The 17,039-nt window shown below is 33.7% G+C and carries 15 protein-coding genes; 4 read left to right on the top strand and 11 right to left on the bottom strand.

The features are described 5' to 3' along the window. The first annotated feature begins 140 nt into the window (after positions 1-140). From BLP44_RS02165 to BLP44_RS02155, 3 genes are all read left to right on the top strand, one after another. Positions 141-1,232, top strand: coding sequence for an endonuclease/exonuclease/phosphatase family protein (locus BLP44_RS02165; protein ID WP_091128815.1), 1,092 nt, complete (start codon positions 141-143; stop codon positions 1,230-1,232). Between the two features lie 116 nt (positions 1,233-1,348). Continuing rightward, positions 1,349-1,888, top strand: a complete 540-nt coding sequence (locus BLP44_RS02160; RefSeq protein WP_066033077.1) for a 3-hydroxyanthranilate 3,4-dioxygenase — start codon at positions 1,349-1,351, stop codon at positions 1,886-1,888. A gap of 131 nt (positions 1,889-2,019) precedes the next feature. Further along, positions 2,020-2,331, top strand: coding sequence for a hypothetical protein (locus BLP44_RS02155; protein WP_091128812.1), 312 nt, complete (start codon positions 2,020-2,022; stop codon positions 2,329-2,331). Between the two features lie 2 nt (positions 2,332-2,333). On the opposite strand, the gene BLP44_RS02150 is transcribed toward BLP44_RS02155, so the two are convergent. Continuing rightward, positions 2,334-2,624 carry a type II toxin-antitoxin system RelE/ParE family toxin gene (locus BLP44_RS02150; protein WP_091128809.1) on the bottom strand — a complete coding sequence of 97 codons (291 nt, stop codon included), beginning with the start codon at positions 2,622-2,624 and terminating at the stop codon, positions 2,334-2,336. 53 nt (positions 2,625-2,677) lie between these two features. Continuing rightward, positions 2,678-3,634: an MBL fold metallo-hydrolase gene (locus tag BLP44_RS02145; protein ID WP_091128805.1), complete on the bottom strand. Its 957-nt coding sequence runs from the start codon at positions 3,632-3,634 to the stop codon at positions 2,678-2,680. Positions 3,635-3,815: 181 nt separating this feature from the next. On the opposite strand from BLP44_RS02145, the gene amaB reads away from it, so the two are divergent. After that, entirely contained in the window at positions 3,816-5,369 is a 1,554-nt protein-coding gene (gene amaB / locus BLP44_RS02140; protein ID WP_066033075.1) for an L-piperidine-6-carboxylate dehydrogenase, read from the top strand. A 62-nt stretch (positions 5,370-5,431) separates the two neighbouring features. On the opposite strand, the gene BLP44_RS02135 is transcribed toward amaB, so the two are convergent. The 9 genes from BLP44_RS02135 to nuoH form a co-directional block, all read right to left on the bottom strand. After that, positions 5,432-8,287 carry a pectate lyase family protein gene (locus BLP44_RS02135; protein ID WP_091128802.1) on the bottom strand — a complete coding sequence of 952 codons (2,856 nt, stop codon included), beginning with the start codon at positions 8,285-8,287 and terminating at the stop codon, positions 5,432-5,434. 469 nt (positions 8,288-8,756) lie between these two features. Continuing rightward, a complete protein-coding gene (locus BLP44_RS02130; protein ID WP_008466098.1) occupies positions 8,757-9,527 on the bottom strand; it encodes a Bax inhibitor-1/YccA family protein in 771 nt (256 codons plus the stop codon). Positions 9,528-9,690: 163 nt separating this feature from the next. Beyond that, a complete protein-coding gene (locus BLP44_RS02125) occupies positions 9,691-11,082 on the bottom strand; it encodes an NADH-quinone oxidoreductase subunit N (protein WP_091128798.1) in 1,392 nt (463 codons plus the stop codon). Positions 11,083-11,149: 67 nt separating this feature from the next. Continuing rightward, on the bottom strand, positions 11,150-12,589 hold the full coding sequence (locus BLP44_RS02120) for a complex I subunit 4 family protein (protein WP_091128794.1): 1,440 nt from the start codon (positions 12,587-12,589) through the stop codon (positions 11,150-11,152). Positions 12,590-12,599: 10 nt separating this feature from the next. Next, positions 12,600-14,483 carry an NADH-quinone oxidoreductase subunit L gene (nuoL, locus tag BLP44_RS02115; protein ID WP_091128791.1) on the bottom strand — a complete coding sequence of 628 codons (1,884 nt, stop codon included), beginning with the start codon at positions 14,481-14,483 and terminating at the stop codon, positions 12,600-12,602. 6 nt (positions 14,484-14,489) lie between these two features. Then, positions 14,490-14,810, bottom strand: a complete 321-nt coding sequence (gene nuoK, locus BLP44_RS02110) for an NADH-quinone oxidoreductase subunit NuoK (RefSeq protein ID WP_008466103.1) — start codon at positions 14,808-14,810, stop codon at positions 14,490-14,492. Further along, a complete protein-coding gene (locus tag BLP44_RS02105; RefSeq protein WP_066033069.1) occupies positions 14,810-15,349 on the bottom strand; it encodes an NADH-quinone oxidoreductase subunit J family protein in 540 nt (179 codons plus the stop codon). Before BLP44_RS02105 ends, nuoK begins: the two co-directional genes overlap by 1 nt. Next, a complete protein-coding gene (locus BLP44_RS02100) occupies positions 15,350-15,895 on the bottom strand; it encodes a NuoI/complex I 23 kDa subunit family protein (RefSeq protein WP_035691504.1) in 546 nt (181 codons plus the stop codon). A gap of 88 nt (positions 15,896-15,983) precedes the next feature. Beyond that, positions 15,984-17,036 carry an NADH-quinone oxidoreductase subunit NuoH gene (nuoH, locus tag BLP44_RS02095; protein ID WP_008466108.1) on the bottom strand — a complete coding sequence of 351 codons (1,053 nt, stop codon included), beginning with the start codon at positions 17,034-17,036 and terminating at the stop codon, positions 15,984-15,986. Positions 17,037-17,039: the final 3 nt, after the last annotated feature.

Raw genomic sequence — 17,039 nt, 5'->3', positions numbered from 1 at the left:
GGTTTTTCATGATCATCATTTGCTTCTTTTCATTTGTATGAAAAAACAAATATAGAAATTTTAGATTTTAAATTTATTTGAAATTTCTTACAATTAAATAAAAAAGAGTAATATTGGAATGTTTTTTAAAATACTAAATAATGCACTTTTTCAGAGCCTTTTTAATAGTTCTATTTTTTTCAATTCAAACGCAATCTCAATCCAAAAAGTATAAAATACACACAGTAGCTTTTTACAATTTCGAAAACCTGTATGATACTGTAGATGATATATTTACAAACGATGATGAATGGACGCCAAATGGAGCACAGCATTGGACAACAGAAAAATATCAGCAAAAATTAAAAAATCTAGCAAGAGTTTTATCTGAAATTGGAACGCCAGAAAATTCAAATGCGCCCACTTTAATTGGTGGAGCAGAAATCGAAAACCGAGGTGTTTTAGAAGATCTAATAAAAGAACCAAAATTGCAGTCTTTAGATTTAGGAATAATACATTTTGATTCACCAGATAAACGCGGTATTGATGTGGCGTTGCTTTATCAGAAAAAATATTTTAGACCGACTTCTTATTCGAATATTCCATTGATTATTTATAAAAAAGAAATTCCTCAAAAAGAAGAAACAGAAGTTGTAGACGATGAAATTGAAGTTAAAAAAGAAAGCAAAAATCGTGTTTTTACAAGAGATCAGCTTTTGGTTTCTGGATTTTTAGAAAATGAAGAAATACATATTATCGTTAATCACTGGCCATCCAGATCGGGTGGAGAAAAGACTACGAGTTTATTCCGCGAAGCTGCAGGAAAATTAAACCGAAAAATTATCGATTCATTACAACATATTAATCCGCAGGCAAAAGTATTAACAATGGGAGATTTTAATGACGGACCATTTAATAAAAGTATAAAAGTTGGATTAGGAGCAAAGAGCTTAAAAACAGAAGTTGCGGAATTTGATGTTTTTAATCCGTTTGAAGAACTTGCCAATAAAGGTTTAGGAACTATTGCGTATCGTGACTCTTGGAATATTTTTGACCAGATTTTCATGACAGCTTCTTTGGTTAAATCGGATTTTTCGAGTTTTAATTTTTGGAAAGCAGGTATTTTCAACAGACCTTATCTTATTCAAAATTCAGGTGCATATAAAGGTTATCCATTACGAAATACACTTAGTGAAGCAGGTTTTAGTGATCATCTTCCAGTTTATGTGTATTTGATAAAAGAATTTAAATAAGTATTCAGTCTCAGTCGCAGTTTTCAGCCACCGTAATTAGTCTCAGCAAAACTGAAAACTGCGACTGAGACTGAATACTTTTCACTACCTTAGCTTTTTATAAATTTTGAATAAAAATGGCTATAGCAAAACCTTTCAACTTAACTAAATGGATTGACGAAAACCGTCATTTATTAAAACCGCCAGTTGGAAATAAAAATCTTTACGTAGATTCTGGAGATTATATTGTAATGATTGTGGCGGGACCAAATGCAAGAAAAGATTATCATTATAACGAAACAGAAGAGCTTTTTTATCAGCTAGAAGGAAATATTAAGGTTGTCATTCAGGAAGATGGCCAGCGTAAAGAAATGGAATTAAATGCGGGCGATATGTATCTACATCCAGCAAAAGTCCCTCATTCTCCTGTTCGTTCAGAGGGTTCGATAGGTCTTGTTATAGAAAGAAAACGTGCCGGGCAAGGTTTTACAGATGGTTTGCTTTGGCATTGCGATAACTGTAACCATAAACTGTATGAAGTGTATTTTGAGCTTCATAACATAGAGAAGGATTTTCTGTCTCATTTTGAACATTTCTACAATTCAGAGGAATTAAGAACTTGTAAAAATTGCGGAACTGTTATGGAAACTGATTCTAGGTTTGTAGCGAAGAAATAAGGTTAATTACATATAAAAATAACCCAACAACTATTGTAAGATTGTTGGGTTATTTTTTTAACGCTAAAAAAGAAGATTGTATCATTTTTGAAGTATATTTGTATTACAAATAACTCATAAATATATCAAAAATGATACAAGAAATAATTGCATATAAAAATATTGTCGATAATATTGAGAGTTTAATGAACAAATCACCATTTAAAAAAAGCTATATTATTGAGCAAGTTGGTATTCCAAGTCCAACGTTCTATCGTAAGTTAAAGACTCAGACTTTTTCTGCCGATGAAATGCTTTCTATTGCTAAAATTCTTTCTCCAGAAGAAAACTTTAGATTAGAATTAAAAGAGGAAATCGAGCAGGGTAAACGTGATCTCGAAAATGGAGATTTTATTACTCATGAAGAAATGCTGGCAGAATTAAGAAGTAAAAAACTTATATAGATTTACAAATCATAAGGATTTAAAGGCCGTTGGCGATTATTCCAAAAAGCAATCAGTTTTATTTGATTTTCTTTTATTGCATAATATAAAGTAATATGTTTTGAGATTACTATTTCCCGGCATTCTAAATCATCCCTATATTTTCCTATTTGAGGGTTTTTTTCTAATAACTTATTTACTCTTAATACATCGAGAATAAATTTTTCTGCTATTAATGGTGACCAATATAATTCTAAATAATTTCGAATAGAGTAAAAGTTATATTTTGCTTTTTTTGACCAAACAATTTCCATTTAATATAATTTATTTGGGCTAAAATATAAAAAATAACTTACAAATTTATTTTCTATAATTCAAGTTTTTTCCCTTGCTCAGGATAGATAATCTTCAAGCCTAAATCATTTTGAGCTTTTAACTGCTCTTTTATTTTAGCAATATTCTTTGCAGGCGGTTTCAAATGTGTGATGATAATTTTAAAGTTTTCAAGAGAACCTTTTCCTGCTAAATCCTCTAGGACATGAAGTTCTTTCATTAAATAATTTGGGGTTAAATGACCAAATAAAAATTTGTCAGGCTGTTCGTTAGGAAACGAAACTTCAATAAAAATTCCTTTTAATTGCTTTTCTTTTATCAATGGAGCAACTGCTGTCCATAAATCGCGAAGATTATTACTTTTTTCTACTTCGTCAGGACCAGTATCACCTAAATATAAGACATAATCATTCTCATTTTTAATTAAGAAAGCAGTACTCTCAAACGGATTAACATGGCTAAGAGAAAAAGCTTTAACTGTCATTTTGGTATTAGTTAAAGAAGTTTCTTCTCCCAGATTCAAAGTTTGAAAATGGTATTTTTTTAAACGAAAACCAGAGCCTGCATCTCCAAAATTAGCCCAAGTCTGATCGTTGAAATAATGGTTTTTCATCATTTCCATACATTTATTGGTAGCGTAAACCGTTTTAGAAGAATCGGCGGGAGAATTTATAATCAATCCCGAAACATGATCTAAATGGGCGTGGGAAATCAAATATCCTTTGATATATTTTCTTAGAACTTCGCTTGTAGAAACTTTAAACGTTTTCTTTTCTATGGCTTTTTCTATTCCAGCATTTACAGTTCCAGCGTCGAGACAGATATAATCGGTTGTGTTTGATGGAGCTATTAAATAAGCGGAAAGATTTTTTTCGTCAATTCCGCCTTTTATTCCTAAAGGAACTACTTGAAATGAGGATTTTGCTTTTTGAGAAAATATATTGGTTGTTACTAAAAGAAAACAAAGGAGAAGCCTAATGTAAGAGTTCATATTTTTAATTTTAAGTAATGCAAATTTCATTAAATAAATTCAATATTGAAGTTTTTGTTTCTGTTAATACTATAAAATAAACTTAAATTTACTTTCATTTATGAATTAACTTCAATGGGAAATTAATTCGAAAACAATATCTTTACATAAAAATATAACAATTTTAACCAAAAAAGTTACAATGACAACAATAGCATCGCAATTTGGAATGAAGGAAGCTCTTGAAAAATTGGGCATCAAGACAATAAATGAAGGAACATCAACAGGAATTAATAATTTTTCATCTGGAGAAATTCTAGAAAGTTATTCGCCAGTTGACGGAAAATTAATTGCTTCGGTAAAAATGTCAACAGCAGAAGATTATGAAAAAGCAATCCAGAGTGCTGCAGAAGCGTTTAAAACTTTTAGATTAATTCCTGCGCCACAGCGTGGTGAAATTGTACGTCAGTTTGGAGAAAAATTGAGACAAAATAAAGAAGCTCTTGGGAAACTGGTTTCTTACGAAATGGGAAAATCATTTCAAGAGGGTCTTGGAGAAGTTCAGGAAATGATTGATATCTGTGATTTTGCAGTTGGTTTATCTCGTCAGCTTCACGGATTAACAATGCATTCTGAAAGACCAGGACACCGTATGTATGAGCAATATCATCCGTTGGGAATTGTTGGAATCATTTCGGCCTTTAATTTTCCAGTTGCAGTTTGGTCTTGGAATACTGCTTTAGCTTGGATTTCTGGAGATGTCTGTGTTTGGAAACCTTCTGAAAAAACACCTCTTTGCGGTATTGCTTGCCAGAATATTATAGCTCAGGTTATTAAAGAAAACAATCTTCCAGAAGGAATTTCATGTTTGATAAACGGTGATTATAAAATAGGAGAGTTATTGACTGCTGATACTCGAATTCCGCTTATTTCTGCGACAGGTTCAACCAGAATGGGAAAAATTGTTGCTCAGACTGTGGCAGGAAGATTAGGCAAATCATTATTAGAACTTGGAGGAAACAATGCTATTATTGTGACTCCTGATGCCGATATTAAAATGACCGTTATCGGAGCTGTTTTCGGAGCTGTTGGAACGGCTGGACAACGTTGTACTTCAACTAGAAGACTGATTATTCATGAAAGTATTTATGATAAAGTAAAAGATGCATTGGTGGCAGCTTACAAACAGTTAAGAATCGGAAATCCTCTTGACGAAAACAATCATGTTGGTCCCCTAATTGACACTCACGCAGTGGAAATGTATGCAGCGGCTTTAAATAAAGTTGTAGCCGAAGGCGGAAAAATTTTAGTTGAAGGAGGAGTGCTTTCTGGACAAGGTTATGAAAGCGGCTGTTATGTTAAACCTGCGATTGCTGAAGCTGAAAATTCATTTGATATTGTTCAGCATGAAACTTTTGCACCTGTTTTATATTTAATTAAATATTCAGGCGAAGTAGAGAATGCAATCGAAATTCAGAATGGTGTCGCACAAGGATTGTCTTCTGCAATTATGACGAATAATTTGCGTGAAGCAGAAAGATTTTTATCTGCTACAGGTTCAGACTGTGGAATTGCAAACGTAAATATCGGAACTTCTGGAGCAGAAATTGGCGGAGCTTTTGGTGGTGAAAAAGAAACTGGAGGCGGACGTGAATCAGGGTCTGATGCTTGGAAAATTTATATGAGACGTCAAACTAATACAATCAATTATACTACAAATCTTCCATTAGCACAGGGAATTAAATTTGATTTGTAATTGTGTTATTATATAAAAGAAGAAGGCTTCCAAATTTGGAAGCCTTTTTCGTTAAGTTAGTTTTACTTTTTTATTAGTGTTTGATTAAATGATCCGTCGACAGTATAAATTTTAGCTAGGTAAGTGCCAGGAATTAAACCGCTTGTATCGATACTAGTAGAGTTCCCGGAATTAATTACCAGATTTCCAGAGATATTGTAGATAAGTACTTTTTGCACTTTTTGTTCTGGATCAGATAAGTATAATGTGCTCGAAACAGGATTTGGGTATAAAATTATTTGTGTTTCTGTACTTTCTTTTGCAGTAGTCTCAGTTGCAGAGGCCATTCTTAAAGTGCTGCCACTATAAACTGTACTAATGTAATATAGGTTGGCTACAGAACCTTTTGTGATAGTGTGAGAACCTGCACCGATTGATGCAGTTACAATACCTGAAGATGCTGTGTATGAAACGTTGTCTACTTTAATAGTTCCTGTAAAACTTGAATCGAAAACCAAAGTCAAGGTAGATGCACTAGCTGTTGTATATGTTATGGAGGTACTTGTTTCAATTTTTAGACGCTCAGTAAGAGTTAATCCATTGTAGGTTACAGAACCTGGTGTTGAATTCATGTTTCCTGTAATAGAGTAGAATGTACTTGTCTTTCCAGAAGTTGTAAAGTTATGAATTTCAGATCCGCCAGTAGAACCTGATGTTACCGTAATAGTTCCTGATGCCGTTACAGGAGTTCCCGCAGTTCCTGAAGTTGTTACAGAGTATGAAACATTTGCAGTTGGAGTTCCTGTAATAGTTATGGTTTTTGCAGCTGTATTTTTTACAAAAGATAGACCAGAAGCTGGTAATCCTGTTACAGTTGCGTCTGTAGCGTTTCCGCCCCAAGTAAACACGATTGAAGCGATAGCAGTTCCAGAAGAAACAGTCTGACTATTATTTCCTGTTGAAGTTAAAGTTTGGTTTCCAGCAGCAGTAACTGTTACAGTTCCTGAGCCAGTGGCTGGAGAACCACTAGTTCCAGAAGTTGCAATTGAGTATGAAACTGTTGCAGTTGGCGTACCTGAAATGGTGATAGTTTTTGCTGTAGTATTCTTTACAAAAGTCAATCCCGAAGCAGGTAATCCTGTAACAGTTGCGTCGGTTGCATCTCCTCCCCATGTAAATACGATTGAAGAAATTGCAGTACCGCTTGCAACAGTTTGATTGTTGTTTGAAGCAGAAGTCAAAGTTAAAGTCTGCGTTCCAGCAGGCGGATTTCCTTCTCCTTGTACAGCAACTAAAGTTCCAGTATAGTTTGTAAGAGCAGTTTTTAATGCTGTAATAACTAAAGAAGAAGTATCATCTGTAGCATTGTTGAATGTCCATTTTAAATCTCCTCCAGAAACACGTCCTGCATATTGAGTAGCTTTAGCTTTAGCTGTTGCTGGACTATCAATTACTAAATTTTTTACATATAAATTCGCATCGGTATCAAAGTTGTTGTAAACATTAGCGCCCGATTTAGATTTTACGGCACTGCTTACCACTTCGCCCCTTGTAGCAGCCACATAAGCATCAAAATCTGTTGTAGAGCTTATTTTTCCAGAGATATTGTACAACGGATTCGGATCATTATAAGCTACAAAACGCATATTATTTGTTCCGTTAGAAGCATCAAAAGTATTGTTGAAAGCTTTGATGCTTCCTCCAGCTTCACCAGAGAATGTTCCCATTGTTCCAGCGTTATTTACTTGATTGGCTTCATCCCAAATATCAGAACCTTGTAAAGAAGTCAGCATTGGGTGTTTGCTATTTCTAAAATAATTTCCTTCCATGAAAAGCGATGATCCAAGAGTTGATCCTGCTCCATATTTAGAAACTCCATCATAATAATTGTTATAAATATGCGCTGAATAATAACGTACACGAGGATGACGAGAATCTGAGTGATCAAACCAGTTATGGTGATACGTGATGTACAGTCCTGAAGTTGTTCCTTCGCTTAAACCTAAAAGGCTTGCTTTTCCATTGTCCCAAAAGTGGTTGTAAGATAATGTGATATAGGTCGAAGTTTTATTGTCAAGTGCACCGTCACCTTTTATCTGGTCAGCATCGCTTCCTGCATTCCCATAGAATAAATCGCAGTTATGAACCCAAACATGGTCATTGTCCTGTTGCATTCCTACGTTATCCCCTGCAGTACTGTTGCAGTTCATAAATCCGAGATTACTTACTTCTATGTTTGAAGCAGATTTCAATCTAACTCCCCATCCATTTGCAACTGCATCATCTCCAATACCTTCAAAAGTAACGTAACTTGAAGCATTGTTTGCGTTTTCGATAACCACGTCGCCACCTTCCATAACGTTCATATCGGTAATATTTCCAATTAAACGAATGATAAAAGGACGTGTATCTTTTCCTTTTTTAATCGCGTAAAGAATATTTTGAAGACCAATGCAAGGATTTGCACTAGCCCCAGTAATATTCATCGAAATGGTATTTTTGGTGTTTTGCGTAATGTAAAGAATTACGGCATTGTCTTTTGGAGTTCCGTCTGCTTTGTATCCTCCCGGAACACGTCCGCCTTCAAATGCAAATCCATTTCTGTCGTGTGCCGACACTGTAAGGCTTCCTGTCGTTGCTCCTGTTCCTTCAGTACCATTTACTACAGGTTTTACTTTTACAGTATAGTTTCCAGCTTTAAGTCCAGGAATATCAGCGCGAAAATAGGAGCCATAACTTCTAATTAGCTGGTCATCTATTTTTTGGTCTGTAAATCCGTTACCCGTATAATACACATTATAGGTCTGGGCACCGCTGACTGGTTGCCATTTTACAAAAGCAGATTCCAGCCAGCCAGAAGCTTCATTAATCTGAATGGTTTGAGCCCATAATTGAACTGTCATAAGAAAGACAGCTACGAAAAGTAGGTTTTTTTTCATAAGGTTTGTTTAAGATAGTTAATAAAATAAGTAAGTGGTTTTACTTACGATTCCAAGTGGTTTAATTGTAATCGATTACACAAAATTATATATTAATTTTTAATAGTATAATTTTTTTACTAAAAAAAAGAGGATAGTTAAATTTTTTAGCTTTTAAAATGTTAAAAATGTAATAAATTGCATTAATTGTAATTTATTGCATATTCTAAATCAGATGAAGAATGCTGAATTTTTCTCGCTTTATACAATTTTAAACCTTAAGCAAAAAGAAGGAGTGGGAATCTGTAATTTTTTTTTATTACATAAATTACATTTTCATTTTTTGTAAGAAATAGATTCTTTTAGTGTTTTAAATAAAAGATTATTCTTAAAGTTTTAATTTTTAGAATCAGAAAAATAATTGGGTTGAAATAAAAAAAGCCTTTCTGATTTTACTCAAAAAGGCTTTTGGATTATTTAAATGAGACTGTTAGTCCCTACTAGAAATTTTTGTTAAAAGTCTTAGGAATTCGATATACAACCAAACCAAAGTAATCATCAATCCCATTGCTCCATACCATTCCATAAATTTTGGCATTTTTTCTCTTGCTCCTTTTTCAATTAAATCAAAATCCAAGAAAAGATTAAGAGCAGCAATGATGATAACAAAAACACTTATACCAATACTCATCATAGAATTTCCATAATGAACAGGTGTCCAGCTTGAAAACATTGATACAACCCAAGAAATTAAATAATATGTTGCAATTGCTAATGTAGCCGCAACGACAACAGATTTGAATTGTTCTGTAACTTTAACGATTCTAAATTTATACAAACCAAGACAAACCAAGAAAGTAACAAGAGTTGCACCAACTGCATTAATTACGATTCCAGGAAATTTTAATTCAAATATTGCAGAAATACCTCCTATGAATAATCCTTCAAATAGGGCATATCCTGGAGCTAGGTAAGGAGATAATTGCGGTTTAAACGAAGAAACTAATACTAAAATGAAACCAACAATAGCACCGCCAATTGTAGGCAACATTGGATTTATTCCATTAAAAGTCATCCACCATGTTACCATAGCAGCACCACACAAAATAAGGAATAAGATTGCTGTTTTGTTGATAGTTCCAGACACCGTCATTTCTTGATTGTAGTCAATAATCTGAGCTTGGTGTACTTCTGTCCTTGGTTCAGCGTTTGATGAAAAACGCTTACTGTTTAAAAATGGATTTTTTGAATTAAAGTTCATATTTTAATACATTTAATTGAACTCAAATATATGGAGATTTTTTGAAGTGCAATTATTGGAAAGAATTTTTTAACATGAATTTCTGTTCTTATGTAAGGCATAAAAAAAATCCATTAAAAATTAATTTAATGGATTTTCGAGTATTTTAAATCAAGAGGTTATCTTATTTCAATAAGTCTAAAACTAATGATGGGAATAAACCTAATGCAATGTTTAAAGCAATTGATACCACAGCTGTAGCATAAATAAGGAATGGTTTTCCTGTTCTTTCTTGATTAGGTTCTTTAGAATACATCGCAATAATAAGTTTAAAATAATATCCAACACTTATAATTGAGTTGATTACTGCAACGATTACTAAACCAATATATCCTGCTTGAATGGTTTGGTCGAATAAGAATAACTTGGCAAAGAATCCAGAGAAAATTGGAATTCCGGCCATTGACAATAATGAAGCTGTAAGGATTGCTGCTAATAGCGGATTTGTTTTTCCTAAACCATGGAAGTTTGTAATATCTTCATTATCATGATCTCTGCAAACATATAAGATTACACTGAAAGCCGCGATCCCTGCCAATGCATATGCGGTAGTATAATACAGTAGAACTCCAGCAGAAGCAGAAACCGTTAATAATGCCATTAACATGAAACCTGCATGAGAAATTCCAGAGAAAGCAAGCATACGTTTTACGTTTACTTGTCGTAATGCCATGATATTACCAACAGACATTGAAGCAATAGAAATGATAACTACAATAACTTCAAACGTATGTAAGAGATCTTGATTGTCGAGTGAAGCAATTACATTCATGCCAGAGATTAGCTTAAATAGAGTTGCAATAGCTACTACTTTTGCCAAAGTACTCATCAAGGCAGTTGTTAGAGCTGGAGAACCTTCGTAAACGTCTGGAGCCCAGAAGTGGAAAGGAACAGCTGCCACTTTAAATAACATTCCGATAATCATTAAAATCAATCCAATAGGAAACCAGATCGGTAATTCTGCAGATAAAGCACTCTCATGGATTTCACTGATATCAAAAGTTCCCATTGCTCCGTAAATCAAACAGATTCCAAATAAAATAATTCCAGAAGCAAAAGATCCCATTAAGAAATATTTCATACCTGCTTCGTTACTCTTAATATTCAAACGGTCACTTGCCGCTAAAACATATAAAGCAATAGATAGAATTTCGATTCCTAAGAAGAACATGGCTAAGTTTCCAAAAGAAACCATTGCTACAGCTCCAGCTAGTAAGAAAACTTTAATAGCAACATAATCAGAAATTTTCGTTGGGTGATTATGGTAAAAATTATGGCTTAATGCTACAAGGAAAATAGTCAAAACGATAAACAATGATGAAAAAGCTGTAGAAAACTTACTCACTGCTATCATGTTGTTGTAATAACTTTGTTCTGCTCCAAATTCACAGTAATTAAGTGCCAATACCCCTAATAAACCCAAAATGGTAATAGGAACGATCGCCTTTCTTAAATTAAGAATTTCAAACAATAGGCAGAAAATACCCAATCCTGTTATAGCTATTAATGTATTCATTTTTATCTTTTTGATTTAGGATTTCAATTTTTAAGCTTAAATCCTAATTTATTTTTTGTTTAAAATATTAGTTCTTATTGATAACTTGTAAAATGTTTTCCAAGCTTGGTGTAATCAAATCTGTGATTGGTTTTGGATAGAAACCAAAGAATAATAAAACTGCAATGATTACAGCAAATGAAATTCCTTCGTTTAGCGTAACATCTGCAAAAGTTTTAGAATTAGTTTCTCCTAACATTACATGCTGGAACATTCTTAACATATAGTAAGCGCCTAGAATAATAGTAGTACCGCCAAGAATAGCAAACCAGATATTGATTTGAGATAAACTGTATAATACTGTAAACTCTCCAACGAAGTTAAATGTACTTGGTAATGCAACAGAAGCTAATACTAAGATTAAAAACATCGATGTGAATTTTGGAGATTGAGCACGGATTCCTCCCATTTCGCCAATTTCTCTCGTTTCGTATCTTCTGAAAATTACTTCTGCAGCAAAGAACAATCCCACTACAACAAAACCGTGAGCGATCATTTGCATAACTGATCCTCTAAAACCGTCAAGAGTCAAAGTGTAAGATCCAGCGGCAATTAATCCAACGTGAGCAAGAGAAGAATAAGCTAATAATTTCTTTAAATCTTTTTGTCTTAAAGCTACGATAGAGCCGTAAATAACTCCAGCAATTCCTAAAGCAATAAAAATATGCATATATTCTTTAGCCGCGATTGGTGCAAGTGGCAATTGCCAACGTAGAACACTGTACAATCCCATTTTTAGCATGATACCAGATAGAAGCATTGTTCCAACTGTTGGTGCTTTTTGGTACACATTTGCTTGCCAAGTATGGAAAGGAATAATTGGAATTTTAATAGCATAAGCTAAGAAGAAAGCCAAGAAAACCCAGAATTGCTCGCAAGCAGATAAGTTTACTTTGTATAAATCTTCAATTAAGAAAGAACCAGCTTTTGTGTATAAGTAAATAAAAGCAGTTAACATGAATAATGAACCAGCAAGTGTGTAAATAAAGAATTTAACCACTGCTTTTCTGCGTTCTTCAGCATCGCCATTACCCCAGATCAAAGCAATAAAGTAGATTGGAATAAGTGCTAGCTCCCAGAAGATATAGTATAAAAGACCGTCAGCTGCTAAGAAAGTTCCTGCCATAGCAAAAGCCATAAACAAGATTAATCCATAAAAGCCTTTTGCATTTTTATATTCATTTCCGAAAGAAGAAAATATAATAATCGGAGTTAAAGCTACAGTTAATAAAACCATTGCAAGCCCAAGTCCGTCACCACTTAAAGCGAAAGAAATTTTTGGCTGATTGATCCAGCTGTTGATTACGCTGATATTTTCGCCAGCATTATAATTATTCAATAATACAATTGAACATCCTAAAGCTGCTAAACTAAATAATAAAGCAACTTTTGAAGCTAGTTTGTCACCAGAAAAATAAGTGGCAAATGCACCAATTAAAAGTATAATTAATATAGTAGAAACGTTCATAGTAATAATATTATTGAGCTAAAAATATATAGGAAACAATTGCGCAAAGTCCTAAAACAAAAACAAATAGATATAATCCTATACTTCCGGTTTGTAATTTTTTTCCTTGGAAAGCAATTTCGTTTGCTATTTTACCTAATCCAAAAACAAGAGCAGATAATCCTGTCTCGATATAGTCTCTAAAGAATTTAGATAAACTATTAATTGGCTGAACAAATACTGCATCGTAAACTTCGTCTACATAATATTTGTTATATAAAACTTTGCTTAAACCAGTAATGTTTTCATCAGATTCTGGAACATTATCTTGTTTAAAGTATTTTACGTAAGCAATTAAAATTCCAAGTAATCCACCTAGAACTGCAACACCCATCAAAGTGTATTCAGTTGGGCCTAAGTGGTGTTCTTCTCCAGCTACTTTCGTGAAAAGAGGAGCAAGGTATCCATTTAACCAGCTGTTTCCAGGTAAACTGATCAATCCTCCAAAAGTCGCCAAAATAGCTAAGATGATAAGTGGAATAGTAATTAATGAACCACTTTCGTGTAAATGATGTTTTTGTTCTTCAGTTCCTCTAAATTCTTTAAAGAAAGTCAAGAACATTAAACGGAACATATAGAAAGCTGTCATGATTGAAGCAACTGATCCAACAACGTATAATGGAATACTGTGGTGGAATGCTGTCAATAAAATTTCGTCTTTAGAGAAGAATCCAGAAAAGAATGGAACTCCAGAAATTGCTAATGAAGAAATTAACATAGTCCAGAATGTGATTGGCATTGCTTTACGCAAACCTCCCATATTACGCATATCTTGCTCTCCGTGTAATCCGTGAATTACAGATCCAGATCCTAAGAATAAACAAGCTTTGAAGAAAGCGTGAGTGATTACGTGGAAAACAGCTACTTCATAAGCTCCAAATCCTAATGCTAAAAACATTAATCCTAATTGAGAAACTGTAGAGTAAGCCAATACTTTTTTGATATCGTTTTGAACTAATCCAATTGTAGCAGCAACCAATGAAGTGATTGCTCCGATAATTGCAATAACAGATTGAACATCTGTTGCAAGGTCAAAAACAAAGTTTAATCTTGTTACCATAAAAATACCAGCGGTAACCATTGTTGCCGCGTGGATTAATGCAGAAACTGGAGTTGGACCAGCCATCGCATCAGGTAACCAAGTGTATAACGGGATTTGAGCAGATTTACCACAAGCTCCAATAAATAAACATAAAGCAGCTAAAGAAAGTAATGGTAAATTTAAGTTAGTCGCTCCTGCAATTGCAGTTTTTAAAGTTGCATAATCTAATGTAGAGAACATCGATCCGATGATGAACATTCCGATTAATAAACCTAAATCTCCAATTCTGTTCATGATGAAAGCTTTTTTTGCAGCATCATTGTAATCTTGGTTTTTATGCCAAAATCCAATTAATAGGTAAGAGCAAAGTCCAACACCTTCCCATCCGATGAAAAGAACTAATAAGTTGCTTCCAATTACAAGCGTAATCATGAAGAATACGAATAGATTTAAATAGGCAAAGAATTTGTGCATATTCTCATCATCGTGCATGTAACTGATAGAGTATAAGTGGATCAAAGATCCAATTCCAGTTACGAAAAGTAACCAAAGAACAGATAATTGATCTAATAAAAATCCAAGATTGATTTTTAAGTTGCTAATCTGTATCCAATCAAATAAAGTAACTTCAATTCCTTTTCCAGTTGAAGTTATTTGATTAAAAAGTAAAAGAGAAACTACAAAAGAAATTGCTACGGCAATAGTTCCGATTGCACCAGAAACTGTTTTTCCTAAGCTTTTTCCAAAAAAGACATTTACTAGAAAACCTAGTAAAGGAGTTAAAACTAAAATTAAAGCTAAATTGGTATCCATTTCTGATTATCCTTTTAAATTTTTTAAATTATCGATACTGATTGATCCGATATTTCTAAAGATAGAAACTAAAATGGCCAATCCTACCGCAACTTCGGCTGCAGCAACCGCCATCGAGAAGAACACAAAAACTTGTCCTTGCGCATCTTGATGATAAGTTGAAAAAGCAACAAATAAAAGGTTTACCGCATTCAACATAATTTCGATAGACATGAAAACGATAATAGCATTTCGTCTGTACAATACACCAAAAATACCAATACAGAAAAGTACAACACTCAAAAAGATGTAGTTTTCAATACCTATTTGATTTAATATATTACCCATTATTTATTTAATTTTTCTTTTTTAGACAATAGAACTGTTCCAATCATAGCAACCAAAAGCAAGATCGAAGCAAATTCAAATGGAACCATATATTCGTCCAATAAGATTTTACCTAAAACTTTAATTGATTGGAAATCTTCTCCAGTAGAATCGTACTCACCAACAATTGGTTTTGAGTTAATAAAGATTGCAATTAAAACAATCAATATTAAACAGAAGGACACAATAGCACCTAAACGTGTAATTCTAGGACGGTGAACTTCTCGCTGTTCGTTCAGGTTCATCAACATGATGGTAAACAGGAACAGAATCATAATAGCTCCGGAGTAGACTATTATATGAACAACAGCTAAGAACTGAGAATTTAATAGTAAATAATGACCAGCAATAGAAAAGAAACAAATCACTAAGTAAATAGCCGAGTGAATCGGGTTTCTACTGAAAATAGTCAAGAAAGCAGTAATAACGGTAATAAACGCTAAAAAGCAAAAGATAACTTGAATAGTTGTTGCGTGTGCAAAATCAGGAATATGTATCATTTAGTTCGCGTTTTTAAGTTGAGCATTTTTCAAAGCCATTTCTAAAGGCATTACTAATTTATCTTTCCCGAAAATGAAATCTTCTCTGTTGTAACTAGCAGGAACTAACACTTTAGACTCAGTTAAGTAAATAGCGTCTTTTGGACAAGCTTCCTCACATAAACCACAGAAAATACAACGAAGCATATTGATTTCGTAGATCTCAGCGTATTTCTCTTCTCTATATAAGTGTTTTTCATCAGGTTTACGTTCTGCAGCTTTCATAGTGATTGCTTCAGCAGGACATGATAATGCACATAATCCGCAAGCAGTACAGTTTTCGCGACCTTGCTCATCGCGTTTCAACATGTGCTGACCACGGTAAACCGGACTCATTTCACGAACCTGTTCTGGGTAATGAATGGTAACTTTTTTTCTGAAAAGGTGTTTGACAGTAATGATTAAACCTTTTACAATCGCCACAAGATACAATCGCTCAACAAAAGACATCTCCTTATTTGAGACCACCTTTTTTCTACCCGATAATGATATAGTTTCTATTGACATTTTTACTATTATAGTTTATGATTTACAATTTGATATTCAATCAAATTCAAAATCTATTTTTGTTTTTATTTGAAGCTTATTACGGTTCTTAGAATCCTAAAGCTGCTGCAATATCGTGTCTTAAAATAACAACACCTGTAATCATGATATTAATAATCGAAAGCGGAATTAAAATTCTCCAGCCTAAGTTCATTAATTGGTCATATCTAAATCTTGGAATTGTCCAACGCACCCACATATAAAAGAATATGAAGAAACATATTTTAACGAACAATGCCGCGATCCCTAATAAGTTAGCTGCATTTACACCTACATTTTCTACCATCCATTGCATTCCTGGGTAGTTGTATCCGCCAAAGAATAAAACAGAAATAATAGTAGAAGAGATAAACATACTTGCGTATTCAGCAAATAAATAGAATCCCATTTTCATTGATGAATATTCTGTATGGTAACCTCCAATTAATTCGTTTTCACATTCTGCTAAATCGAAAGGAGTTCTGTTGGTTTCTGCAAATGAACAGATTAAGAAAATTAAGAATGATAATGGCTGATAAAAAACATTCCAGTTCATTCCTTGTTGCTGTAATGAGATTTCTTTTAAGCTCATTGTTCCTGTCATCATCAATAAAGCAATTATTGATAATCCCATTGCAATCTCGTAAGAAACCATTTGAGAAGCTGCGCGGATAGCTCCCATCAAAGAGAACTTATTGTTAGAAGCCCATCCACCAATCATAATGCCGTAAACTCCAACAGAAAGAACTCCAAAAATGTATAATAAAGCAATATTTACATCGGTAGCTTGAAGAATAATGTCTCTTCCAAAAAGATGCAAGCGATCTCCCCACGGAATTACAGCACTTGTCATCAAGGCTGTACTCATTGCAATTGCCGGACCTACAACGAATAAAAATTTATTTGGCGTATTTGGGAAAAACTCTTCTTTTGAGAATAATTTCATACCATCTGCAAGTGGCTGTAATAAACCTCCCCATCCAGCTCGGTTTGGTCCAACACGGTCTTGCAAAAAAGCAGCAACTTTACGTTCTGCCCAAGTAGAATACATTGCCATAATCATTGTTACCGCAAAAACGACAACAATAACAACACTCTTTTCTATAATAAATGCACTTTCCATTTC

It is taken from the genome of Flavobacterium anhuiense, assembly GCF_900101855.1.
In the GTDB taxonomy this organism is placed as follows: Bacteria; Bacteroidota; Bacteroidia; order Flavobacteriales; family Flavobacteriaceae; genus Flavobacterium; species Flavobacterium anhuiense.
This window is presented reverse-complemented; position numbering and strand designations above follow the sequence as displayed.